Annotated in this window: 19 protein-coding genes; 15 read left to right on the top strand and 4 right to left on the bottom strand. The window is 49.7% G+C overall.

From position 1 onward, the window contains the following. Window positions 1-5 precede the first annotated feature (5 nt). The gene (locus ACFSX3_RS29845; RefSeq protein WP_209994158.1) at window positions 6-1,064 is read right to left on the bottom strand and encodes an ATP-grasp domain-containing protein; all 1,059 of its coding nucleotides are present in this window, start codon (window positions 1,062-1,064) and stop codon (window positions 6-8) included. 45 nt (window positions 1,065-1,109) lie between these two features. Further along, window positions 1,110-2,048, bottom strand: coding sequence for a tyrosine-type recombinase/integrase (locus ACFSX3_RS29840; protein WP_209994159.1), 939 nt, complete (start codon window positions 2,046-2,048; stop codon window positions 1,110-1,112). A 505-nt stretch (window positions 2,049-2,553) separates the two neighbouring features. Between ACFSX3_RS29840 and alaS the strand changes: the two genes are divergently transcribed. The 12 genes from alaS to ACFSX3_RS29780 all read left to right on the top strand — a co-directional run bounded on the left by alaS (window position 2,554) and on the right by ACFSX3_RS29780 (window position 17,586). Next, on the top strand, window positions 2,554-5,187 hold the full coding sequence (gene alaS / locus ACFSX3_RS29835; protein ID WP_209994186.1) for an alanine--tRNA ligase: 2,634 nt from the start codon (window positions 2,554-2,556) through the stop codon (window positions 5,185-5,187). 337 nt (window positions 5,188-5,524) lie between these two features. Then, the gene (locus ACFSX3_RS29830) at window positions 5,525-5,800 is read left to right on the top strand and encodes an IreB family regulatory phosphoprotein (RefSeq protein WP_036696603.1); all 276 of its coding nucleotides are present in this window, start codon (window positions 5,525-5,527) and stop codon (window positions 5,798-5,800) included. Continuing rightward, window positions 5,800-6,216, top strand: coding sequence for a Holliday junction resolvase RuvX (gene ruvX, locus ACFSX3_RS29825; RefSeq protein WP_209994187.1), 417 nt, complete (start codon window positions 5,800-5,802; stop codon window positions 6,214-6,216). The genes ACFSX3_RS29830 and ruvX overlap by 1 nt, the downstream gene beginning before the upstream one ends. A 13-nt stretch (window positions 6,217-6,229) precedes the next feature. Then, entirely contained in the window at window positions 6,230-6,538 is a 309-nt protein-coding gene (locus tag ACFSX3_RS29820) for a DUF1292 domain-containing protein (protein WP_036696606.1), read from the top strand. Continuing rightward, window positions 6,531-6,836, top strand: coding sequence for a DUF1292 domain-containing protein (locus ACFSX3_RS29815; RefSeq protein WP_209994160.1), 306 nt, complete (start codon window positions 6,531-6,533; stop codon window positions 6,834-6,836). The genes ACFSX3_RS29820 and ACFSX3_RS29815 overlap by 8 nt, the downstream gene beginning before the upstream one ends. Before the next feature lie 182 nt (window positions 6,837-7,018). Further along, window positions 7,019-8,065, top strand: a complete 1,047-nt coding sequence (mltG, locus tag ACFSX3_RS29810; RefSeq protein ID WP_209994161.1) for an endolytic transglycosylase MltG — start codon at window positions 7,019-7,021, stop codon at window positions 8,063-8,065. 47 nt (window positions 8,066-8,112) lie between these two features. After that, window positions 8,113-9,045, top strand: a complete 933-nt coding sequence (locus ACFSX3_RS29805; protein ID WP_209994162.1) for a peptidase U32 family protein — start codon at window positions 8,113-8,115, stop codon at window positions 9,043-9,045. 259 nt (window positions 9,046-9,304) lie between these two features. Next, the gene (locus ACFSX3_RS29800) at window positions 9,305-10,627 is read left to right on the top strand and encodes a peptidase U32 family protein (RefSeq protein WP_209994163.1); all 1,323 of its coding nucleotides are present in this window, start codon (window positions 9,305-9,307) and stop codon (window positions 10,625-10,627) included. A gap of 259 nt (window positions 10,628-10,886) precedes the next feature. Next, a complete protein-coding gene (locus ACFSX3_RS29795; RefSeq protein WP_379313635.1) occupies window positions 10,887-13,085 on the top strand; it encodes a methyl-accepting chemotaxis protein in 2,199 nt (732 codons plus the stop codon). A 193-nt stretch (window positions 13,086-13,278) separates the two neighbouring features. Beyond that, window positions 13,279-15,165 (top strand): cache domain-containing sensor histidine kinase, encoded by a 1,887-nt coding sequence (locus ACFSX3_RS29790; RefSeq protein ID WP_209994165.1) that lies wholly within the window; start codon window positions 13,279-13,281, stop codon window positions 15,163-15,165. A gap of 6 nt (window positions 15,166-15,171) precedes the next feature. Then, window positions 15,172-16,476 carry an ABC transporter substrate-binding protein gene (locus ACFSX3_RS29785; protein WP_379257217.1) on the top strand — a complete coding sequence of 435 codons (1,305 nt, stop codon included), beginning with the start codon at window positions 15,172-15,174 and terminating at the stop codon, window positions 16,474-16,476. A 48-nt stretch (window positions 16,477-16,524) separates the two neighbouring features. Beyond that, window positions 16,525-17,586, top strand: a complete 1,062-nt coding sequence (locus tag ACFSX3_RS29780) for a LacI family DNA-binding transcriptional regulator (protein ID WP_209994167.1) — start codon at window positions 16,525-16,527, stop codon at window positions 17,584-17,586. Between the two features lie 241 nt (window positions 17,587-17,827). Here ACFSX3_RS29780 and ACFSX3_RS29775 read toward each other — a convergent pair whose 3' ends face one another. Then, complete coding sequence (locus ACFSX3_RS29775) at window positions 17,828-19,003, bottom strand: glycoside hydrolase family 130 protein (protein ID WP_209994168.1); 1,176 nt, start codon at window positions 19,001-19,003, stop codon at window positions 17,828-17,830. Beyond that, window positions 19,000-20,232, bottom strand: coding sequence for an AGE family epimerase/isomerase (locus ACFSX3_RS29770; protein ID WP_209994169.1), 1,233 nt, complete (start codon window positions 20,230-20,232; stop codon window positions 19,000-19,002). Before ACFSX3_RS29770 ends, ACFSX3_RS29775 begins: the two co-directional genes overlap by 4 nt. A 255-nt stretch (window positions 20,233-20,487) precedes the next feature. On the opposite strand from ACFSX3_RS29770, the gene ACFSX3_RS29765 reads away from it, so the two are divergent. From ACFSX3_RS29765 to ACFSX3_RS29755, 3 genes are all read left to right on the top strand, one after another. Continuing rightward, window positions 20,488-21,252: a response regulator gene (locus ACFSX3_RS29765; protein WP_379257212.1), complete on the top strand. Its 765-nt coding sequence runs from the start codon at window positions 20,488-20,490 to the stop codon at window positions 21,250-21,252. A 310-nt stretch (window positions 21,253-21,562) separates the two neighbouring features. Continuing rightward, complete coding sequence (locus ACFSX3_RS29760; RefSeq protein ID WP_209994189.1) at window positions 21,563-22,939, top strand: ABC transporter substrate-binding protein; 1,377 nt, start codon at window positions 21,563-21,565, stop codon at window positions 22,937-22,939. 107 nt (window positions 22,940-23,046) lie between these two features. Then, window positions 23,047-23,928 carry a carbohydrate ABC transporter permease gene (locus ACFSX3_RS29755; RefSeq protein ID WP_209994170.1) on the top strand — a complete coding sequence of 294 codons (882 nt, stop codon included), beginning with the start codon at window positions 23,047-23,049 and terminating at the stop codon, window positions 23,926-23,928. The last annotated feature ends 2 nt before the right edge of the window (window positions 23,929-23,930 follow it).

Below are 23,930 nucleotides of genomic sequence, written 5' to 3'. Positions count from 1 at the left end.
CATTCCTACACATTTGTTGCTAAAGCAATAATTGAACTATAAATATGCTTTGTTTCGAAACCCAATTTTGCAAATGCAAAAGAAAATGAACTGTGGTTAGTTGTATAAGGAGAGGCAGCAATATCCATTAAGTAAGGAATACCATTGTTATTAATTCGAAAATCGATTCTCCCATAATTTCTGAGTCCAACAAGATTAGAAATAATTTTGGCGGATTCTTTAGTTTTTTCTATTATAGATTTTGGCAACTCTTCGTTTAAAGAGTAAAAATCATAAGAATCATTATAAGAATGATCAAAAGTTATTATTGCTTCATTTAATAATCTTTTATCATTTATTGAAATGCCAACTGGTTCAAAAGCAAACGGTGTACTTGAAATTAATAGTGGAACTTCACATTCATACCCTTCAATAAATTCTTGAATTAATAAACTTTTGTTACTTGAATAGGATAAATCGTGAAGTTCGAGAGCTTTTTTTGAGTTGAACTCAATTATGGATTCAGAGCCTAAACCGATACTTGCGGACTCATATAGTGGTTTAATGATAATTTTCTTTCCATCTGGTGGTCTTTTATCTAGCCATCCCGTAGGCGACAATACCCAACTATCTGGTACTAAAATATTGTGGCTTTCTAAGAATTTAGTATATGTATATTTAGCTCTGCTAAGAGAAATAACAAACGCATCAGCTCCGGTATAGGGAATGTGTAATAGGTCGCAAAAAGATGGGATTAACGATTTTTTGCCAACATATTCACCATTTCTTGCCAGATTATAAACTAATCTTTTGTTTTTGTAGTATGCCTCTCTAAGCACAGTCATGATAAATTCAGGTTCATTAAAAAATGTTTCGACAAAAAAACCAGTTCTTTTAATACCTTCAAATACCTCATCGTATTCTTCATCCGAAAAAAATTCATTACTTAAAGAATAATTGACCGGCTGACCATTTATTTCTCTAGTTTGTGAACGTGTATTGGTAATTAGTGCTACATTGTACTTTTTACTTATTTGTTTTGAATTTAACCACAACTCATGGATAAGGGATATTAAATCACTCATATTTTAAAACCTCCAAATAATTCTGAGTTATTAGGAGGTTCTTATCTATAATTTAAGATTATTTCTTGCATTGAATTTGTTAAGGACCTCCTTCTTTCGCTCTACTGAAACTTCTGTGTAGATTTGGGTAGTGCTGACATTAGTATGGCCCAGAATTTCTTGGACAGAACGAAGATCAGCCCCATTGTTTAGTAAATGTGTAGCAAAGCTATGTCGTAAGTAGTGAGGAGTGGATTTTTTACTGATATTTGCAAGATCTCTGTACTTGGCATAGATATCCTCTATAGAATAAATAGAAAGTCGATCTCCATATTTATTGATGAAAAGTGCGTCTGATTTTGGGTTTAGCTCTTCCCGAAGACTGAGCCAAGAATTAATCTTTTTTACTACCTCTGCGCTTGAAATATATAGAAGACGTTCCTTACGCCCTTTCCCAAAAATCAGAATCGTATTCTCCTCTAAATCAATATCTTCTAAGTTAATTGAAACAAGTTCTCCTATCCTGATTCCGATCACATATAACAACTCAATAATTGCATTATTCCTTATACAGATTATTTTTCTAAAGGGGGTATATAATTCTTTCATGTGCTCTTGAGGGGAGTTTAGAAGACGCTCAATCTCAGTCACAGATAGTGTTTTGGGGATTCGTTTAGCTGTTTTAAAATGCTTCCCAAAGGTTGCAACAGGTGATACTGATATTTTCTCAGTTTGAACAAGATAATTGAAAAAGGCTTTAATCGTTATATATTTTCTTTTAATTGTTGAATCACTCAATATATTATTTAGGTTCAGTTCTTCTAAATATGTAATTAAATCTTGTTTTGTAATTTGTTCATAAGAATGAATGTTGTACCAAGCATGTAATCCATTTAAATCAGATAAATAAGCTTTAATCGATTTTAAAGATAAATTACGTTCAACACTTAAATAAAATTCATACTCTTTAAGGTATTCTGTAAAATCAGCAATAGTTAGTTCCATGTTGCCTCCTATTATTTCTGTGATTGCTTGAAGTCATAAATTTTAAATTTATCATTAATCAGCTTACTTTATTTTGACTTAAATAGCTTAGTGTTTTTATGTTCAGTGAATTTCTCGGTACAAGATTGACAGATATCCACCCGCTGGCTATACTTGAAATGTTAAAAAGCAAATCGGACAAAGCGTTGATGAAAACAAGTACGCCGGAGAATGCTTCATCAGAGAACAGGTTCCTTTGCGGATTTTCGCATCGGGTGTGAGAACCTGGGAGACAGGCCGGCTGAAAGCTGATTTCGGAGTGCGGGGACAATCCCGCCGGGGGCACCCGTTAACAGCCGCACAAGGCGATCGTCTGCAATTGTCCGTGATTCACGGATCAAGGCGATAACCAGGGTGGTACCGCGATAATCATCGTCCCTGAATTTCATTCAGGGGCGTTTTTTGTTTTTGATTTTCGTATCCGGCCAGCGTGCCGCATTTAATGAAGAGACGGGAGCTGTACATGATGAAAGCAAGTGAAATCCGTTCCAAATGGCTGCAGTTTTTTGAAAGTAAAGGTCACCGTATTGAGCCGAGCGCCTCGCTCGTGCCGCACAATGACCCTTCGCTGCTGTGGATTAATGCAGGCATGGCGCCGCTGAAGGCATACTTCGACGGCCGGGAGATTCCTGAGAATCCCCGCCTGACCAATTCGCAGAAATGTATCCGCACCAATGATATTGAGAACGTGGGCAAGACGCGCCGTCACCATACGTTCTTTGAGATGCTGGGGAACTTCTCCATCGGCGATTACTTCAAGGAGGAGGCCATTACCTGGGCTTGGGAATTCCTTACCGGCAAGGAGTGGATCGGCTTCGATGGCGACCGGATCTCCGTTACCGTGTATGCTGAGGACGAAGAAGCGTTCAAGCTGTGGAATGAGAAGGTCGGCCTGCCCGCAGAACGCATCATCAAGCTGGGCGACGAGAACTTCTGGGATATCGGCGAGGGCCCGTGCGGACCGTGCTCAGAGATTTTCTATGACCGCGGTGAAGCGTACGGCAGTGATATGAGTGATCCGGAGATGTATCCGGGCGGCGAGAATGAGCGCTGGCTGGAGGTCTGGAACCTCGTATTCTCGCAGTTCAACCATAATAAGGACGGCAGCTATACACCGCTTCCCAACAAGAATATTGATACCGGCGCTGGCCTGGAGCGCTTCGCTTCCATTCTCCAGGATGTGGATTCCAACTTCGATACCGATCTGTTCCAGCCGATTATTCAGAAGACCGCCGGGCTTGCCGGTGTAACCTACAAGGATAATGTTGAACAGGATATCGCGCTAAAAGTCATTGCCGACCATGTGCGTACCGTTACGTTCGCTGTGGGTGACGGAGTGCTTCCTTCCAATGAAGGACGCGGCTATATTATCCGCCGTCTGCTTCGCCGCGCCGTGCGCTACGGCAAGACGCTGGGACTGGACCGTCCGTTCCTGCATGAGCTGACCGAGACCGTTGGAGAGATTATGGGAGTATATTATCCTTCCGTGGTCGAGAACCGTGAATATATCGCCAAAATCATCCGTCTGGAAGAGGAACGCTTCCACGAAACGCTGTCCGATGGTCTGGCGATCCTCGGGGAGATCAGCGCCAAAGCCAAAGCGGACGGCCTGAGCACCATTGCCGGTGCGGATGCGTTCAAGCTCTATGACACGTATGGCTTCCCGTTTGACCTGACCGAGGACTTCGCGTCCGAGCAGGGGCTTGCAGTAGACCGCGCCGGCTTCGATGCCGCGATGCAGGAGCAGCGTGACCGGGCCAGAGCTGCCCGTCAGGACAGTGCCAGCATGAAAATTCAAGGCGGCGCACTCGCCGAGCTGACGGTTAAAAGTGAATTTGTTGGATATAATGACACGGTAGCAGAGTCCAAAGTAATGGCTATTGTCATTGACGGCGCACTTGTTGATGTCGTCAGTGAAGGCGCGCAGTGCCAGGTCATTCTTGAAATGACTCCGTTCTATGCAAAGAGCGGCGGCCAAGTCAGCGATACCGGCGTTCTGACCGGCGGATCGGTGACCGCTAAGGTGAATGGCCTCTTCAAAGCACCGCACGGCCAGCATGTTCACCTCGTTACGGTTGAAGCAGGCGAGCTGAAAGTGGGCGATACCGTCCGTGCTGAAGTGAACCGGGCAGAGCGTGAGGATATCGTGAAGAACCACACCGCAACCCACTTGCTGCACAAAGCACTGAAGGAAGTGCTGGGCAGCCATGTCAATCAGGCAGGCTCTTTAGTAGAAGGCTCACGCCTGCGGTTTGACTTCTCGCATTTTGGAGCCATCACACCAGAGGAGCTCAGCGATATCGAGCAGCGTGTGAACGCTCAGATCTGGCGCGGCCTTCCTGTAGTGATCGAGAATAAGCCGATTGATGAAGCCAAAGCCATGGGGGCAATGGCCCTCTTCGGAGAGAAATACGGCAATGTCGTCCGTGTCGTTCAAGTCGGCGACTACAGCCTGGAGCTGTGCGGCGGATGCCATGTGTCTAATACATCGCAGATCGGAATCTTCAAGCTGCTCAGCGAGAGCGGCATCGGTTCCGGGGTGCGCCGGATTGAAGCTGTGACTGGCCGTTACGCTTATCAGTTCACGGAGAGCCAGCTGGACCTGCTGAAGCAATCGGCAGCCCTGTTGAAATCGTCGCTGACCGATGTGCCGAAGCGGATCGAAGCTCTGCATGCGCAGGTCCGCGAGCTGGGCCGCGAGAATGAATCGCTCCAGTCCAAGCTGAGCGCCACCTTCGCAGCAGAGCTGACCAGCAGTGTAATCACAGTAGGCGGAGGAACACAGCTTCTTGCGGTCTCCGTCCAGGCCGGCAATATTGATGCTTTGCGCTCGACAGCGGACGAACTGAAGTCCAAGCTCCCGGAGGCCATACTGGTGCTCGGTGCTGCAATGGATGACAAGGTGAACTTCGTGGTCGCCGTACCTCAGGAACTGGTGAAGAAGGGCTTCCACGCCGGCAAGCTGGTGAAGGAGATCGCTGCAGTCTGCGGCGGCGGCGGCGGCGGACGTCCGGATATGGCACAGGCTGGTGGCAAGGATGCTTCCAAGCTGGGTGAGGCCCTGAAAAAGGCTGAGGAGCTGGTAGCCGCACAGGCTTAAGCGGTATTCAGAAATTCCCGTCTGTAAGAAACTGTGGATTTCTATCAAGGGTTGGGAAGCAGCGGTGCTGAGGGCAATCACTCAGTGCCGCTGCTTTATTCACACAATGTATATTTTTGGAGGTTATTCATTATTGACCTGGGGCATGCAATAGCTTAAAACCCAAAAAAACATCTATTTTTGTAGACAAAATGCCAAAAAAAGCGCTTTAACCATGGCAGGATTTCCTCGTTAGGGCATGAATATGTTATGATGAGGGCAGCAAGTAAGCTGTACAGCAGCAACTTTGCGAAGCCGCCCGAAACGGGGTGATTTTGCAGAAGGAAGGTGTCACCACATGGACTCCATGGACAAAACGGTCAAATTCAATGTGAAGGGCGACGAAAAGGAAGCCTCTCCCCAGGAAATACTACTCGCCGTGTACGACGCGCTGGTGGAGAAAGAATATCATCCGATCAATCAGATCGTAGGATATCTTCTGTCAGGAGATCCGGCTTACATTCCACGCCACAACAATGCGAGAAGTTTGGTCCGGAGGAAAGAGCGTGATGAGCTGATCGAAGAACTGGTCCGTTTCTATCTGGCCAATCATCGGGTGGACCAGCCGAAATGATGAAGAAGCTGGGACTGGATTACGGTGACCGCAGAATCGGTGTTGCCACAAGCGATATTTTCGGATGGACAGCACAATCTCTGGAGACTATTGAGCGGCGCGGAAACGACAATGAATTCGATCGTATCCGTGAACTGGTCAAGGAGTACGAAATCGGCGAGATTGTTGTCGGACTGCCGAAGAACATGAACGGCTCCGTAGGACCCCGTGGTGAAATTTGCATCGAATTCGCAGATAAGCTGCGGGAGCAACTCGATTTACCCGTACACCTTTGGGATGAGCGTCTGACGACGGTATCTGCTGAGCGGGTGCTGATTGAAGGGGATGTCAGTCGTAAGAAACGCAAGGGGCTGGTGGACAAAATGGCCGCAGCGCTGATTTTGCAAAATTATTTGGATGCTAACAGTAAAAGGTGAGGGGTGTGCGGATATGACAAACGAACAGATCGGCCAAGAAGAGGAACCGGAAATTATCTATATTCCCGATGAGGAAGGTAATGAAGAGGAATTCGAGGTCATCATGAAGTTTGAAGTGGACGGATCGGATGCCAAGTATATGATGGTGGTTCCGCTTGATTCCGAGGATGAGGAGACAGATGAGGTCTACGCGTTCCGTTACGAGGAAGACGGCGACGATCTGCAGCTCTTCATGATTGAGAATGATGAGGAATGGGCCATCGTAGAGGAGACCTTCAATACTTTGGTTGACGAGCTGGATGGAGGAGCAGAGAATGACTGATTTTTCCGCTGATCAGGCGGTATGGACTTCTAAGCTCAAGGAAGTATATGGAGAAACAGTAGAACTGGAGGATGAGCAGGGCAAGTCTTCCGTTTACGATATTATTGCAGAATTTGCTGTGGGTGATCGTGCATATGCCGTTCTGGGCGGATCGGGAAGAGCTGCGGAGCAGGAAATTCTGCGCATCGTAGTTTCTCCGGACGGACTTCCGGAGCTGGAGAGCATTATGGACGATGAAGAGTGGGAGAATATTTCCGAGCTGTATGATGAGCTTACTTTTCCTGCTGATGCCGAGTAAGCGACTGTAACAACTTCATGTAGAGCAGATACGGAGGAGGGCGGATTTTTTCCGCGCTCTTTTTGCTTATGAGGAACGAAATGATCTTTCAGTCTGCATGAAAAAAGCTTATGCTATAAAAATAGGTTGAATTTTGGACAATACAATTTTATACTTTATAGTCGGAAAGTGAGGCGTAACATTTGAAAGCCGTGATCCGCACTGTGCTTATCTTAATCCTGGTCCTGGCAGCTGCCGCCGGAGGAGGAGCATGGTACATTTGGAATGGAATGCAGCCGGTAAAGCCCGCAGGACCGGCCGTAACGGTTACGATAGAGAAGGGTATGGGAAGCTCGCAAATAGCCGACCTGCTTGAGCAAGAGGGCATTATCAAGCATAGTCTGTTCTTCAAAGGGTATCTGAAATGGGTCCAGGAAGGCTCCAGCTTCAAGGCCGGCACATATCAAGTAAGTTCCGGTGACTCCTACGACACGCTGATCAGCCGGTTGAATGCCGGAGATGTTGTGAAGGAAGCGACGGTTACATTTACCATCCCTGAAGGGTATACAGCGGTCCAAGTGGCGGAGAAGCTGGCCGCTGCATGGAATCAGAAGCCGGAGGTCTTCCTTGCGCTGATCGATTCAGGTAAGGGTCTGGAAGCTGTAAGTAAGCTGGAGATTCCGGACAATCCGCTGCTGCGCCACCGGCTGGAGGGGTATCTTTTCCCGGAGACCTATGAACTGGCTAAGGACAGCACCCCGCAGGAAGTCATCGGGGCGATGCTTGAGCAGCTGGTGAAGAAGCTGGATACGATTCCTGAGTGGAAGGCCAAGCTTGCGAACCGCGGGCTATCCCTGCATGAGCTGCTGACCGTAGCTTCACTGGTGGAGCGTGAGGTGGTAGTAGACAAGGAACGTCCGCTGGTGGCCGGTATTATCTATAACAGACTGGATAAGGGGCAGAAGCTGGAGATCGATGCTACCGTCCAATACCTGCTGGACAAGCAGAAAGAGCGGCTGTATGAGAAGGATCTGAAGGTAGACAGTCCTTATAATACGTATAAGCAAGCGGGCTTGCCGCCTGGTCCGATCAGCAGCCCCGGGCTTGCGTCGATTGAAGCAGCTATGACACCGGAGATCTCGGATTATTTCTTCTATGTCACTAAGAAGGACGGCTCGCAGGGACATTTATTTGCCAGAACCTACAAGGAACATTTAGCCAATATTCAAAAAAGCAAACAAAATCCGTAAGAACCCGCTACAATAGTAAGGATGAGCAATGCACAGGAGGTAACACGATGAATAACACACCGGAGCTGCTGGTAACAGCGGCTTCTCTGGAAGAAGCGGCAGCGCTGCTGGATGCAGGAGCGAGTGCGCTGCTGGTCGGCGATGACCGCTTTGGTATGCGTCTCGCCGGACATTTTACACTTGAAGATACGTCCGCAGTAGTTAAGCTGGCACATGCCCGGGGCGGTAAGGTATATGTAAGCATTAATGGACTGATTCCCAATACTATGCTGGAGGAGCTTCCGGCTTATGTGAAGGCCATCGGCGGGCTGGGTGTGGATGGGGTAGAGTTCGGTGATCCCGCCGTCCTGGCGGCCGTCAAAGCCGAAGCGCCGGGAATGAAGCTGCACTGGAATGCGGAAATGACCTCAACCAACTATGCAACAGCCAATTATTGGGGCCGCAAGGGAGCTTCGCGGGTCGTTCTGGCGCGTGAGCTGAATATGGATGAGATGACCGAGATGGTCCCTCATCTGGAAGTGGAAGCCCAGGTCCAGGTACACGGCATGACGAATATCTATCATTCCAAGCGCAAGCTGGTAGCCAGTTATATGTCCCACCAGGGCCGTCCAAGCGATGGCGGAAGCCTGGGCAAGGAGCGCGGGCTGTTCCTGATTGAAGCGGAGCGTCCGAATGAGAAGTTCCCGATCTATGAAGACGAGAACGGCACGCATATTATGAGCTCGGATGATATTTGCATTCTGGAGGATCTCCATTTCTTGTTAAAAGCCGGCGTACACAGCCTGAAAATCGAAGGTCTGCTGAAGCCGGTGGCTTATAATGTGGCTGTCGTTAAGGCTTACCGTCATGCCATGGACGTCTATGCCGCTGATCCCGCTGAATATGCATTCGAGGAGTCTTGGCTGGAGGAGGTCCGGGCTATGCAGGACCCTGAGCGTGAACTTTCGTTCGGCTTTTTCTATAAAGAACAGGTATATTAATATATAAAAGGTATTGTTTCAGCTCTTTAAAATGGGTTGTTAACTTTACCATCCAGATGGTAGCGGCGGAGGGGAATTTGGAACTGTAGGAGCGGGTAGCGTCCGCCTTTGTCTCCGGATGTTATCCGCTAAGCGGAATAATTCCAAACATCTGGAGACAACAGCGGCCGAAAGTCCAAATTCACCGCAGCAGCGTTTAGCATCAGGATGTATGTTTTCAAGCCTTTTAACAAGATGAGACACAGAAAGGAGAACAGGAATGGGAACCATGACCAAGCCTCAATTCAAAGGCAAACGTTACCGTCTGGACAAACCGGAGCTCCTGGCTCCGGCAGGAAACTTAGAGAAATTGAAATTCGCCGTGCATTATGGTGCGGATGCAGTATATATCGGAGGACAAAAATACGGCCTGCGCTCAGGCGCAGATAACTTTACCTTTGAGGAAATGCGCGAGGGTGTTGAATTTGCCAAGAAATACGGTGCCAAAGTATTCGTAGCCACCAATATCTATGCTCACAATGAAGATATCGCGGGGATTGAAGAATACCTGCGTAATTTATATGAGGCCGGAATTGCAGCGATTATCGTAGCCGATCCGGTGATTGTCGATACTGCCCTGCGCCTGGTGCCAGGTCTTGAGGTGCACTTAAGCACCCAGCAGTCCACGCTTAACTGGCAGGCAGTATCCTATTGGAAGGAGGAAGGTCTGCCGCGCGTAGTATTGGGCCGGGAGACCAGCCTGGAGGAAATCGCCGAAATCAAGCAGCATGTGGATATTGAGATCGAGAGCTTCATTCACGGTGCTATGTGCTCCTCTTACTCGGGACGCTGCGTGTTATCCAACCACTTCACCGACCGTGACTCCAACCGCGGGGGCTGCTGCCAATCCTGCCGCTGGAAGTATGATCTGTTCGAAGATGCCCGTCCCGAAGGGAACTGGGTATCCGAAGAGGAGCAGGCTGAGGGGCCTCAGGCCTTGCAGCCCGGAATCACCCAGCTGCCGCTGCATCAGCCCGAGGACAACCCGTTCACTATGGGATCGAAAGACCTATGCATGCTGGAGAGTATTCCTGACCTGATTGAAGCCGGAATTGACAGCTTCAAGATTGAGGGCCGGATGAAATCGATTCACTATGTGGCTACTGTAGTGAATGCCTACCGCAAAGCCATAGATGCTTACATGGCCGACCCGGAGGGGTATGTGCTGAAGCCCGAATGGCTGGAGGAGTTGCAGAAGGCGGCTAACCGTCCGCTGAATACGGGATTTTTCTACGACACACCGGACCATGAAGATCACATTTATGAGCCGGAGGAGAAAGCTGCTCCGTACGACTTTGCCGGTCTGGTGCTGGAGTATGATGCGGAGAGCGGGATGGCGCTCGTTCAGCAGCGCAATAACTTCAAGCCGGGACAGGAAGTCGAATTCTTCGGACCGGACGATACCTTCTTCAAGCAGACCGTAGGCGAGCTGTGGGATGAGGCGGGCAATCCGCTGGAGGTTGCCCGCCATCCGCTGCAGCGGGTGCGGATGAAGGTCGATCAGCCGGTTGCTTATTTTGATATGATGCGCAAGCGAAAATAATGGCTTTACAAACCAAGAGATGTCTGTTTACACAAGGGCATTTCTTTTTTTTGTGCCAAAATGCTTATGCAATTCGACAAAAATATATTAGTATTGAAGCGATTTGCAAATAATGCTAAGAAAAATGAGACTTTGTGCCGATATATAGGGCAGGTAACGCTTACATATATCTTCCAATCTAGGCGATAGGCAGGTGATGGTTATGGGAGCTCCCAATCCGGACGAGAAGACAAATAAACCGAAGGAGAGTAGGATAAAAGTGGCGAAAAACAGTAAAAAGCCAAAGAGTACACAAAAGGCTAAGGCCCAGAACACAGAAGCTTCACAGACAACAAGCAACATGGTAGACAAGAGAAATTACAAAAAGGTATTAAGCGGTTCGCTAAGCCAAATGAAGAGGGTGAACCCGACCAAATCTGTTGGGGTGAAGCTGTTCCTGATCTTCTTATCTTCCATCGTGGTGGTGGTCCTGTTCTTAGGACTTCTGTCTTACAACAAAGCGAAGAATACAATTAAAGAGAATGTGTCCGAAGCCAACCGGCAGACGATTATTCAGACCTCGGAGAAGCTGGATATTACCTTGAAGCAGTATGAGAGTCTCGCACTTCAGTTATATTTTGATACACAGATGCAGGCGAATCTGACAGAGCTGTCTTCGGCGAAGAGCAGCTACGATAAGTTCGTGGCTACCGATGCGATCAGCAAGAAGCTGTCCAGCCAGACTACAACGGATGCCAATATAGTCGCCATCTCACTCATTCCGGAGGACCCGGAGATGGGGATTGTCTCTAGCGGAAGCACCGGCCTGGCCGGCGATGATGTGAGAGCACAGGAATGGTACAAGACCGTGGTCAAGAATTCAAGCTCATATGAGCCTCATTATACGACAGAAGCCAAATCCGCACAGAACTACTGGTTCCCTACGGCCATTGAAGGCAGTGGCGGCAAGAATCTGGCTATGGTCAGAACGCTCAAGAATCTGGGCTCCAACGCCTCTTATGTAGTTATGCTGGAGCTTAAGAGCACTCTCCTGGAAGAAGCTTTCAAGAGTGTGCGGCTTGGGGATGGCTCACGGATTCAACTGGTAGCCCCGGATGGAACCGTAGTGGCTTCGTCACAGCCTGAGGAGGACGGCAAAGCCTCCGAGCTTAGTTTCATCAAGGATAGCAAGGAGAGCAATAAGAGCAAGGAAGCCAAGGATGAGAAGGGCGAGCATATCCTTGCTGTTTACAACCCGATGCAGAAGGCAGACTGGAAGCTTGCCGGTGTAGTTCCTACCGGAGAACTGGTTCAAGCTGCCACGCCGATTCTGTTTACTACCTTCCTTGCTGCTGGAGCGGCAGCCCTGCTGGCCATGGTGGTTGGCTTCTGGATGGTCCAGATGATTGCCAAGCCGCTGGCACGCTTGAAGGACCTGATGCTGGAAGGAGCCGAAGGCAACCTGAGTGTTCGTACCCAGTATGTCTCGAAGGATGAGATCGGCCAGTTGTCGGCCTCATTCAATATGATGATGGGTAAGATTACTGAGCTAGTAGCCCAAACTACAGATACAGCCCGCGAAGTCCTTGAGACTGCTGGTGAGCTGGGGGATGCTTCGCGCAAGACGGCGATCTCCGCCAAGGAAATCGCTGCGGCCACAGAGGAGATTGCCGGCGGTGCCGGAAGTCTGGCCCAGGAAGCCGAGCGCGGCAATGAGCTGACTGATCTGATTGCTACGCAGATGCAGAGTGTTATTGCAGCCAACTCCGAGATGGATCAGGCAGCCCGTGGAGTCGGGGAAGCCAGCGGACAGGGTGCTGTACAGCTGGAAGAGCTGCTGGATCAGACCGGACGTACAGGGGAAATGACTTCTGCCCTGGTGGATAGAGTCAACAACCTCAAGGAAACGGTATATTCCGTAATCAAGGTGCTGGATGTGATGAAGAATATTACCCAGCAGACGAACATTTTGTCTCTGAATGCAACGATTGAAGCAGCGAGAGCAGGCGAAGCTGGCCGTGGCTTCATGGTAGTCGCAGGGGAGGTCCGGCAGCTTGCAGACCAATCCAAGCAGTCCATCGCTCTGGTCGCTGGAATCACAGACAAGATTGTAGCTGAGATGGATGAGACGGTTGCTGTTCTGTCTGAAGTGGCTCCGCTGTTCAAGGAGCAGATGGTATCCGTGAAGAGTACCAGTGAGATCTTCGTGTCTGTGAAGGGGCAGATGGAAGACTTCATTATGAGTCTGGAGTCTGTAACAGGGGCCATCGACAGTCTGAATCATTCGCAGGGCGTGCTGTCCGATGCTATGGGGAATGTGAGTGCGGTAGCGCAGCAATCCTCGGCAACCTCGGAAGAGGTAGCATCGCTCAGCAGTGAGCAGCAGAATGTCAGTGACCATCTCGTAGCCTTGTCGAACAAGCTGCAAGGGGCCTCCACCCAGCTGGAGAGCAAGCTGTCGCTGTTTACGATCAAATAATGTTAGAGCTGTTCTGATTCAAGGGCGTCACGCAAGCCGCATTCGGCTGCGTGACGCCCTTTTGGCATAGTTGGCCTTGCGGGGTTATATATCCTTGTGCATCGTTTAGCGAATACGTATAATGGTTTTGTTAGGATTTTGTTATTGTTGTTTGCTGGATTAGTTATGTAATTTGAACCAGGGAGAAGGCCGAATGAGAGCAGCACGCAATAACAACTGGTGGTCTTATATCGAGGATATGTCCATGGAGCGCAAGCTGTTCCTGGTATTTCTGGTCATTATTACGCTCCCGCTGTCTTTCATCAGTGTGATCAGCTTCAAGAGCTATTCGGAATCTATCCAGGCGAACACGATCGCCTATTCCGAGAAGCTGATTGATCAAATGATGGATTCCATCGATGATTACATAGAAGATATGAAACGGATATCTTCAATGCCCGCCTACGTCAATGAGATCAAGCAGAACCTGATCCGCTCGAACCGCTATTATGAGCAAAAGCAGATGATGGAAGGCAAGCAGGATACGGCTCAGGTGGCTCCCGGCGATTTGGATCTCCTGCTGTCCATTCAGCGGGGCATCGAAGAGAATATTTCATTTATTAACAATATTAAGCGGGGAACCCATTCGGTCTATATTTTTGATGCCTACGGGAATGGTTATTATTCTGCCAAGGATGGGGGCGTCCGGCTGGATCTGCAGCAGAGCTACAGGTTCTGGAGCGAGCAGGTAAAGGGCTCCGGCGGAGAAGCGACCCTTCTGGGAACGCAGGCGTATACAAGCAATTTGCAGAGCACCCGTTATGCCTTTACGGTGGTGCGTCCCATTCTGGACGGGCTATGGAAGCCAGTCGGCCTGATCGCAGTGGAGGCTAACTTCAGTAATCTGGAGAATCAGGTGGCGGAGCTGGACAAGGTGACCCAGGGGAAATCGATCCTTGTGGATCAGTCGGGCAAAGTCATCTATGACAGTGAGCAGAAGCTGCTGACTGCGGATATTTCCCGCTCCTCCTTATTCCGTGCTGCGGAAGGGAGCTCGGGGAGCTTTTATGACACCGTATCCGGCAAGGACCGGCTTAATATCTATTCAAGCTCCACCAAGACGAACTGGAAGGTGATTATTTCCATACCCGTGGACGAATTGACCCGTGGAGTGAAGCTGACCCGCAATGCGACTATAGGCGCCACTCTAATCATCATTGTGCTGGCCCTGATCATCTCGCTCATTCTGTCGTTTGCCCTGACCAAGCCGCTGACCCAAATGATCCAGCTGATGAAAAAAGTGCAGGGCGGCGATCTCGATGTGACCTTCCGCATTAAACGCCGTGACGAGATTGGTCTCCTGGGGCATCAATTCAACCGTATGCTGGCCCGCATTCGTCAACTGATCCAGGATATTTACCAGATTGAGGAACAGAAGAAGGAGGCGGAGCTGCAGGCGCTTCAGAGCCAGATCAATCCGCATTTTATCTACAATACGCTTGAAACTATCCGGATGACGGCAGAGATTAATGATGATGTGGAAGCCGCTGACATGATCTCTATCCTGGGGAAGCTGCTCCGCTACAGCACCAGTGACTTGAGCGGCTGGGCAACGATGAAGCAGGAGCTGCTGTATGTGCGCAACTATGTGGAGCTGCTGGGCAGCCGGTATCCTGGCAGATTTGAGCTGACGATTGATGTTCCCGATACGCTTGACAACTATTCCATGATTAAGCTGGTTTTTCAGCCGATTATTGAGAATGCTGCGTATCACGGGCTGGATGATACCAAGACCCGGATGCATCTGAGCATCAAGTGTGAGTATACAGAGCAGAGGCTTCTGTTCCATATCCGTGATGACGGCTGCGGAATGGATCAGGTTACGCTCGATAAGCTGAGGGAGAGACTTCGGCATGAAGCCCCTCAGAAAAAGAGCATTAATGGAGGGATTGGCATGGCAAATGTGCACCAGCGCCTTCAGCTTCATTACGGTCCGGCTTATGGGATTGAGGTGTTCAGCAAGCCTGGCGAGGGTACGGATGTAATCTTGTCATTGCCGCTGCCGGGAGTTACTCCCGTAATTGAAGGGGAGACCCCTTGAGGAGGAATGGGCTTGAAACGGATGATTGTACGCTTTCCGGTGTATTCTATGCTGCTGCTCTTTCTGCTATCAACCGGCTGTGACAGCCGGAACAGCAGGGGGCTGGCCCCGGCAGCCTCTGCCGGAGATGATGCGTCTTCTGAGCTGTCCGGTACGGTCGTGATGCTGACGAACCGGATTGACCTGATTGAGAATGGAACATTTAAGGGCTATGCGGATGAATTCAGGAAGCGGTATCCTGAAGCTCATGTAGAATTTGAGGGGCTGTCCAGCTATGCCACGGATATCCTGGTCCGCTTGTCCACCAAGGATACTGGGGATGTTCTGTTGCTTCCGGTCAATCTGCCTGCGAAGGAGTTGGGGCTTTTCTTCGAGCCGCTGAGTGAGGAATTGGCGGCGCAGGAGCGGTTCACGACCTTTGCAACCTTTGACGGCAAGCGATACGGGCTGTCTACAGGCAACACCACGAGTGGAATCGTATACAACAAGAAGGCTTTTGAGCGGGCGGGAATTGAACAGGTTCCGCAGACGCTTGACGAATTCTACGCAGCCTGTGTCAAGCTGAAGCAGGCGGGCATCATCCCGCTGTATATGAATTACGGGGCCGTCTGGCCGCTGCGGGAATGGGGCAATAATCTGGTTAATTATATGACGGGGAACCCCGATTATTTGAATGATATGGTTCATGAGGACAGCCCCTGGCAGATCGGTAACGAATGGGGGCGGGCTCTGGGGATTGCCAGAACGATGATGGCCAAGGGTTATGTCGAGGAGCAGTTATTCTCCAACAGCTGGGAGATCTCCAAATCCAGACTGGCCAGAGGAGAAGCAGGTATGTATCTGCAGGGGAACTGGACCATCCGGAAGATTATGGATGCAGGCGCTTCACCGGAGGATATAGGCTTCTTCCCTTTTCCATATGACAACGGTACGGCCCATTATGCGGCACTTAATCCCGACTGGTTCATGGGGGTCAGCAGATACAGCCGCAATAAAGAGCTTGCGATGGCTTGGCTTCAGTATTTCATCACAGAAACTTCGTATGCCAAAGATTGGGGGTTTCTTCCGGCTAAGGGTTCGGACGAACCCGCTTTACAGCAATATAGTGAGTTCCTCTCCTATCATCCGAAGCTGATTGAGGCTACGGTGCAGACGGATGCGTTCATTGATCTGGCGAACCGGACGAAGCTGAGCTTCTGGTCGGGCGATTATATTCAGGATGTGCTCGCCGCACCGGATCTGCAGAAGTCCTTTGACCAGTTGAATGCGAAATGGAAGGAAGCACGTATGAGTCAGCAGTCTGCACCGTAACCACCGGACTCTGCACACTAAGCAAGATCAAATTCTGGAGGTATTGTTGTGGCCAAAAAAGTAACGATGCAAAAAATAGCCGATCATCTCGGGGTCTCCAAGTTCGTCGTATCCAAATCGCTCTCTGGCAAGGAGGGGGTCAATGAGACCACCCGGGAACGGGTGATTCAAGCCGCCTCTCAGCTGGGATATTTCACTCAAAAAAACGCCTATGTGCAAAGTCCGAAGCGCCGTTCCCTGACGGGAGAACAAGACCGCAATAAGCAATCCGTGCTGGTGCTGATGCCCAATATCCGTTCTCAGACCCAAGATTCACTATATTGGGGCAAAATCGTTGATGGCATTGCGATGGCGCTGGATCAGGAGGGGCTGGGCATGGTGATCATTTCAGAGCACCGGGCTGATAATTTCGTTAATGTCCTCAATCCGGACGGCCTGCTCGGTCTGATCGGAGTAGGGCAGATCTCCACCTCACTGCTGCTCGAAGTGCACCGGATCGGGCTCCCGCTGGTCATGATCGACCATGAGGATGCGTTAATTCCGTGTGATACTGTATTTGCGAATAACATCGATTCTATGGCACGGCTCTGCAACCACCTGATTGGTAGCGGACATACGTTATTTCACTTTGTCGGCAATATCCGTTACTCCCGCAGCTTCGGTGACCGCTGGATCGGGTTCCGCAGCGCACTGGAGGAGAGTCATCTGAAGACCCCGGCTATCGATGATGAGCTGCTGCTGGAAGGGATGTATGATGAAGCGCTCCGTGAAGAATTCAGGCTCTGGGTCGCCGCACGAAAAGAATCGGATACTCTGCCAACTGCACTCGTGTGTGCGAACGATTTCACGGCCCTGGCGATTAGTGAAGTGTTGCAGGAAGCAGGGCTAGACATTCCTGCTGATATTTCTGTGACAGGCTTTGACAATATTGAGGATTCCCTGCGGGGGGTAACTCCGCTTACAACCGTGCATGTTCCTAAGGAGGCTATGGGCCGGGCAGCTGTAGAGAAGCTGCTGAACCGAATTCAGAATCCCGCTGTACCGCTGGAGAAAATTCTGATCTCCGCAGATATCGTCCACCGGGATTCTGTAGGCAAACCCCGGGCTTGAAGCAACAAAATAACCCCACAAAGTGGAGCTTTAGCTTAAATATAAGAATTTATATGTTGCACACGATAACTTATCCTTCTATTTCTCGCTAAAACGGTACCGTCCTCTAAAAGGACGGCAAAGCCGTTTCCACTTGCGATGATGACTCAGGCACTTTGCGGGGACCCCATAGCATATAAATTCTTTCAAAAAGAAACGGTACTGTCCTATGAAAGGACGGTACCGTTTCTGCTTGTTTGCGTTATTTCAATTGTAAATTCCGGTCGATCATAGCGATACGATGCTGTACGCAAGCATAGGAACGAAGCGGATCTTCAGGAGTATTCATGACATAATCGAGCAGTTGGTCTACGGTGGTGGCAGCTACATGGATACGGGTATCGGAGGAAGCGTAGTAGATGAATACCTCTCCGTTGTCACGGGCGATTACACCGTTGCAGAAGACAACATTGGATACATCACCGACGCGCTCTTCGCCGTCTGGAGCAATGAAATGTCCCCCTGGGGCATGAGTCACACGGTTTGGTTCCGCAAGGTCAGACAAGAAGGCATACAGCACATAGCGCAGGCCGGCAGCTGTATTGCGGACGCCATGAGCGATGTGCAGCCAGCCGAGCGGTGTTTTGATCGGGGCCGGCCCTTGACCGTTCTTCACTTCTTTGATGGTATGGTAGTAGCGCTGGTCGATGATCGTCTCACGGGTGATAACAGCGTTCTCAATCTGCTCCGATAAGCCCCAGCCGATGCCGCCGCCGGAACCGGCGGCGATGAACCCGTCCTGCGGGCGCGTGTAGAAGGCATACTTGCCGTCAACGAATTCTGGATGCAGGACCACGTTGCGCTGTTGGGCGGAGCCGGTCTTAAGATCGGCGAGACGCTCCCAGGTCTTGAGATCCTTGGTACGGGCAATGCCGCACTGCGCAACGGCGCTGGACAAATCGCCAGGGGCAGCCTCCGGGTCCTTGCGTTCGGTGCAGAACAGGCCGTAGATCCAGCCATCCTCATGCTGTACCAGGCGCATGTCATAGACGTTGATATCCAGGTCTGCGGTCTCAGGAAGCACTACGGGGTGATCCCAGAAGCGGAAGCCGTCCACACCGCTGCTGCTCTCGGCAACGGCGAAGAAGGATTTGCGGTCATTGCCCTCCACCCGGGCAATGATGTAGAATTTGCCGTTCAGTTCAATAGCTCCGGGATTGAATACGCCGTTCACTCCGATTCTCTCTGCGAAATACGGGTTGCTCTCCTCATTGAAGTCGTAACGCCAGATCAGGGGGGCGTGCTCCGCAGTGAGCAGGGGATACTTGTAGCGGTCATAAATGCCGTTGCCGTAAGGCAGCTTCTCATTGGTGCGGCCAATCAGGGCTTCATAACGTTCAGTCAATGCCTGCTTGCGTTGTTCAAAAATGGTACTCATTGTATAGTCTCCTTTATATCTGAGGTTTCGCCAAGCCGTCTAATCATCTCGAAGCAGGCCCGGCTGTTGTGATAGGGGCATTTCCAGGCGCTGACCTTCGGTGCATGGGCCAGCGGCTGCAGGGATTCATCCACCCCCCAGTGCCATTCGCCCAGCTTAGGATCAATAATATATTTCTCTGTGAAACTCCATGAGCTCTCAGCGGCTTCCAGGAAACGCAAATCTCCGGTTAACTGATATGCATTGTAGAATCCGACCATGGCTTCAGCCTGCGGCCACCAGTCTCTGGACTCGTGGGCTTTGTCAATGAAGCCGCTTAGATCTGCCTCATTCCAGATTCCGCCGTCCGGCGCTACCCCCTCAGTCAGTGCAGCTTCGGCCATCGACAGGGTTGCCTTGCGCACGCGTTCAAGCAGGGCCTCGTCTCCAAGTACTTCCGCAGCTTCATAGAGCAGCCAGCTTCCCTCAATGTCATGGCCGAAGGAGATATGCGCTGACTTCACCTGCCACTCTTCATCCATGAACAAATGGAAGTGCTTGTCGTCCGAATCCAGGATATGCTCCAGCATGGTTTCGATTAGCTCAGCAAGCTTGCATCTGAGTGTCTCTGACTTCCATACCCGGTACAAGCCGGTGTACCCTTCCAGTACATGCAGATGTGTATTCATGGATTTTTTCTCATTCATATCCTTCGCGCTGAGACTTAGGGAATCGGTCATCTCCCACTCCCGCGATAAGGCTTCAATATACCCTTTGTGAAGAGGGTCATAACCGTATTTCTCAATCAAATGGAACAATTGGGTTGCTTGGCGCAGGACGTCGTCCCGGCCGGTGGCATGATGGTACTCAGCCAAGGCATAAATGACAAAAGCGAGTCCATAGATTTGTTTCTTGGGCTGGGATGCAGATCCGTGTTCATCTACCATCCAGAAGAAGCCGCCGAATTCGGAATCTGTGAAATTCTGAATGAGGTAATCATAGGCGCGGTCGGCCATAGCCAGATAATCTGCAGTTCCGTAAACTCTGTAAGCACTTGCAAATGTCCAGAGAATCCGTGCATTCAGTACAAGGCTTTTGTCTGCACCGGGCAACACCTGCAGCTGATTATCCATTTCACCGATAAAGCCGCCATGAGTATCATCCAGGGCATGCTTCATCCAGAAGCCCAGAATATTGTGTTTCAGCTCTGCTTCCAGCCGGGTGCGCCATACTTCGGTTGCATTATTCATATTTTCTGTTCACTCCTTAATAGTGCTTGCTGGTGTTGGAGTTATTTTTTATAATTGTTATTATTATATTAGTATATAATGATAACGATATATAACCATTTTATAACCCTTTTCGGCCGGGAATTCAAGCGGGAATTGGATGAAGTCAATTGAAGACTATAAAAGTGGATAGGGGCACATTTTCTAATGGTTATGTAGGGTCTATAATTGTATTGATAGCGCTATCATCATAGATGAAACGACGGGGGCGATAGGGTGGTAATCCGGATCATGATTGCGGATGATGAGGAAGTGATCCGCCGCGGGCTGGAGAAGATTGCTTCCAGAATGGATGTGGAAGTCAGGGTAATCGGCTCATACGGCAACGGGCTTGAGGCCTGGAACCATCTGCGGGAGCTAAGCCTGGAGGAGATCGATCTTCTTATTACAGATATCAAGATGCCAAGAATGGATGGATTCAAGCTGATTGAAGAGGCGAGAGCGCATCTCAAGCAGTTGCCAATAGCTGTACTGAGCGGCTTCAGTGAATTCGACTATGCCCGTAAGGCGATGCGCTTCGGTGTACTTGATTATCTGCTGAAGCCCATTGATAAGGCACAATTATATGATCTGCTCAAAAGTGTAGAAGCGACCCGGCAGACGCCTGCGGCTGCTCCCTCCGATGAAGTGCCGCATCAGCCTTCCGAAGGTGGGGAGCATTATGTAGTAGAGCAGATGAAGAGCATTCTTGAGCAGGATTACGGTCTTAATTTCGAGCTTGAGCGGCTGGCTGAGGCCGTGGGAATGAATGCGAGTTATATCAGCAGGCTGTTCAAGCATAAGACAGGGCAGACCATTACCGACTACTTGATCGGCATCCGTATTGCGGAGGCCAAGAAGATGCTTCTCCATCATCCGGACCTGAAGAATTATGAGATTGCTGACAAAGTCGGCTACACCGATCCGGTGTACTTCAATAAGCTGTTCAAGAAGATGTGCGGCATGACTCCCAAGGAATATAAAAGCCGTTACAGATCATGATATGCGTATCCTGGCAGGATACGAACCCAGTTGCACTGCCTTATCACTTCTCCAGAAGCGATAGGGCAGTGTTTTATTTATATTATCAAATATATATAACAAAATAACAAATTGAATACCAGAAAAAGCAATTGAAACCATCGTTTAAAGGAATGGCAAGGTCTATAATTGCAATGAAAACGATAACAACAAGAGATTCAAGATAAAAATCAGACGATTTAAGTTCTATTTAGTAGAATGATTGATTCTATTGTTATTGTTTTGTTATTATACTATTCCGTTCCAAATGAAGAGAGGGGTCAGAAATATGATGAAAAAAACAAAAGCAGTTACCGGGTTGGCAGCGCTGACACTGATGGCCGGATTGTTCTCCGGCTGTGCATCTGACAACAATAATGCCACTAATGCGGCAGCAACCAATGCAGGCGGCAACACAGGTACCTCTGCGGAGGCAACACCCGCTCCAGGGGGAGATGCCGCCAAGGATATCAAGGGTGATATTACGGTTATTACACAGCGGACGGATATTGTAGATACCGTGTTCAAAGACTACGCCGCCAAGTTCAATGAGAAATATCCAGATGTCAAAGTGAATTTCGAAGCCTTATCCCCCTATGAGGATCAGATCAAAATCCGCATGAGCACCAGTGATTACGGAGATGTTCTGCTCCTGCCTACCAGCGTAGCGATCAAAGACCTGCCAGATTTCTTCGAGCCGCTGGGTAAAAAGTCTGACCTGGAGCAGCAATATACAGGCCTCGAAGAGCGGACGGTAGACGGGATTTCATACGGCATTCCGATTACGGTTAATTTCTCCGGCGTGATCTATAACAAGCAGGTCTTCAAGGATGCCGGAGTGACGGAGATTCCAAGAACCTTTGATCAGTTCTCCGCCGCACTGAAGAGCATCAAGGAGAAGACGGATGCCATTCCTCTCTACACGAACTATGCTGCGGGCTGGACGCTGACCCAGTGGGAAGCGGATCTGGCTACCGTTGCCGGAGATCGTGAATATGTCAACATCGGCCAGGTAGCCTCCGACGATAACTTTGTTCCAGGCCAGCCGCACTATGAGCTCTACAAGGTAATGTACGATGCAGCCAAAGACGGTCTGATTGAAGAAGACCCTACTACAACCGACTGGGAATCCTCCAAGGCAGATCTGGCGAACGGCAAAATTGGTACGATGATGCTTGGCTCCTGGGCCATCGGTCAGATCAAAGGACTGGCAGCGAACCCGGATGATGTAGGCTTCATGCCATTCCCGACCAATGCTGACAAGATCCTGGTTCCGTTATCTGACGACTATAATCTGGGGGTTAGCATTCACAGCAAAAATAAAGAAGCCGCCAGAGCATGGGTGGACTGGTTCATTAATGAATCCGGTTATCCGACTACTGAAGGCGGAGGCATGAGCCCAGTAAAGGGAGCCGAGCTGCCTGAAATCCTCAAGCAATTTGCAGGTACAGACATCACCTTCGACACGCTTGCTCCAGCCAAAGCGGGTGAAGAGGGCTGGGTGGATGCCATTGATAAAGAGGCTGAAATCGGCTTGTGGCAGCCTGACTTCAAGAAGGTAATCATCGAAGCAGCGATTGGCAACCGGAAGCAATCCTATGATGACATTATGAAAGAACTAAATGATAAATGGAAAGCAGCCAGAGCCAAAATTGTGACTGCCAAGTAGATTAAAGATCAAAAGAAAGGGGAGATGCCGGTAACGGCATAATCCCCTTCACTTTTGCAGGGATAGAAGCGGAATGAAGAGCAGTAAGTTTTCAGGAGGTGTGGAGAGTGCCCAAATTGTCTAACATGAGCTATAAAAATCAACGGATTCTGATCATCTTTTTATTTTCGCTAGTACCCGTAGTTCTGCTGCTGACGTTCTCCTATTTACCTGTCTTAAAAATGTTTCAGTACAGCTTCACCAGCTGGAACGGGCTAAGCAAAAATATGGAGTATATCGGCTTTGACAACTACAAGACGATCTTTACCAAGCCGGAGTACTTCGCCGTGTTCAAGGTCAGCTTGTATTACTTTTTTGCCACCTTTATCCAGATGGGGCTGGCGCTTTATTTTGCCACGATTCTGAGCTTCAATGTCCGGATGAAGAACTGGTTCAAGGGGATTCTGTTCTTTCCGACCTTGCTGAACGGTGTGGCGATCGGGTTCATCTTCCTGTTCTTCTTCAAGCCGGAAGGCACCCTTAATACCATTCTTGATCTGCTCGGCCTCGGGGCGCTGCAACAAAAATGGCTGCTGAATCCGCAGCTGATTAACATCTCTCTCGCTTTTGCCTCGGTATGGCGTTACATGGGGATGAACTTTATTATCTTCCTTGGTGCGATCTCCTCAATCGGCAGTGATATCTATGAAGCCTCGGAGATAGACGGGGCTAACCGCTGGCATCAGTTCCGGCATATCATCATTCCAAGCATCAAGCGTATCCTCCAGCTCAATCTGATTCTCGCGGTGAGCGGGGCCATCGGGGTGTTTGAGATTCCGTATGTCATGACCGGCGGCTCCAACGGCAGCGGCACTTTTGTCATCCAGACCGTCGATGTGGCCTTCAAATACAGCAAGCTGGGGCTGGCTTCGGCAATGGCTGTGGTCCTGCTTGGTATTGTGGTGCTGGTCACTATCCTGCAGCGCATTCTGATCAAGGAGGAGAAATAGAG

Origin of the sequence: Paenibacillus rhizoplanae (assembly GCF_042684125.1) — a bacterium.
In the GTDB taxonomy this organism is placed as follows: Bacteria; Bacillota; Bacilli; order Paenibacillales; family Paenibacillaceae; genus Paenibacillus_AQ; species Paenibacillus_AQ rhizoplanae.
Note: the sequence above shows the minus strand (reverse complement) of the source record. Positions and strands in the feature narration are given on the sequence as shown.

Coding starts and splice junctions, on each gene's coding strand:
- alaS (WP_209994186.1), top strand. CDS start 2,554: ATGAAAGCAAGTGAAATCCGTTCCAAATGGCTGCAGTTTTTTGAAAGT.
- ACFSX3_RS29790 (WP_209994165.1), top strand. CDS start 13,279: ATGAGAGCAGCACGCAATAACAACTGGTGGTCTTATATCGAGGATATG.
- ACFSX3_RS29815 (WP_209994160.1), top strand. CDS start 6,531: ATGACTGATTTTTCCGCTGATCAGGCGGTATGGACTTCTAAGCTCAAG.
- ruvX (WP_209994187.1), top strand. CDS start 5,800: ATGAAGAAGCTGGGACTGGATTACGGTGACCGCAGAATCGGTGTTGCC.
- ACFSX3_RS29805 (WP_209994162.1), top strand. CDS start 8,113: ATGAATAACACACCGGAGCTGCTGGTAACAGCGGCTTCTCTGGAAGAA.
- ACFSX3_RS29785 (WP_379257217.1), top strand. CDS start 15,172: ATGGGCTTGAAACGGATGATTGTACGCTTTCCGGTGTATTCTATGCTG.
- ACFSX3_RS29830 (WP_036696603.1), top strand. CDS start 5,525: ATGGACTCCATGGACAAAACGGTCAAATTCAATGTGAAGGGCGACGAA.
- ACFSX3_RS29845 (WP_209994158.1), bottom strand. CDS start 1,064: ATGAGTGATTTAATATCCCTTATCCATGAGTTGTGGTTAAATTCAAAA.
- ACFSX3_RS29820 (WP_036696606.1), top strand. CDS start 6,230: ATGACAAACGAACAGATCGGCCAAGAAGAGGAACCGGAAATTATCTAT.
- ACFSX3_RS29770 (WP_209994169.1), bottom strand. CDS start 20,232: ATGAATAATGCAACCGAAGTATGGCGCACCCGGCTGGAAGCAGAGCTG.
- ACFSX3_RS29775 (WP_209994168.1), bottom strand. CDS start 19,003: ATGAGTACCATTTTTGAACAACGCAAGCAGGCATTGACTGAACGTTAT.
- ACFSX3_RS29840 (WP_209994159.1), bottom strand. CDS start 2,048: ATGGAACTAACTATTGCTGATTTTACAGAATACCTTAAAGAGTATGAA.
- ACFSX3_RS29800 (WP_209994163.1), top strand. CDS start 9,305: ATGGGAACCATGACCAAGCCTCAATTCAAAGGCAAACGTTACCGTCTG.
- ACFSX3_RS29760 (WP_209994189.1), top strand. CDS start 21,563: ATGAAAAAAACAAAAGCAGTTACCGGGTTGGCAGCGCTGACACTGATG.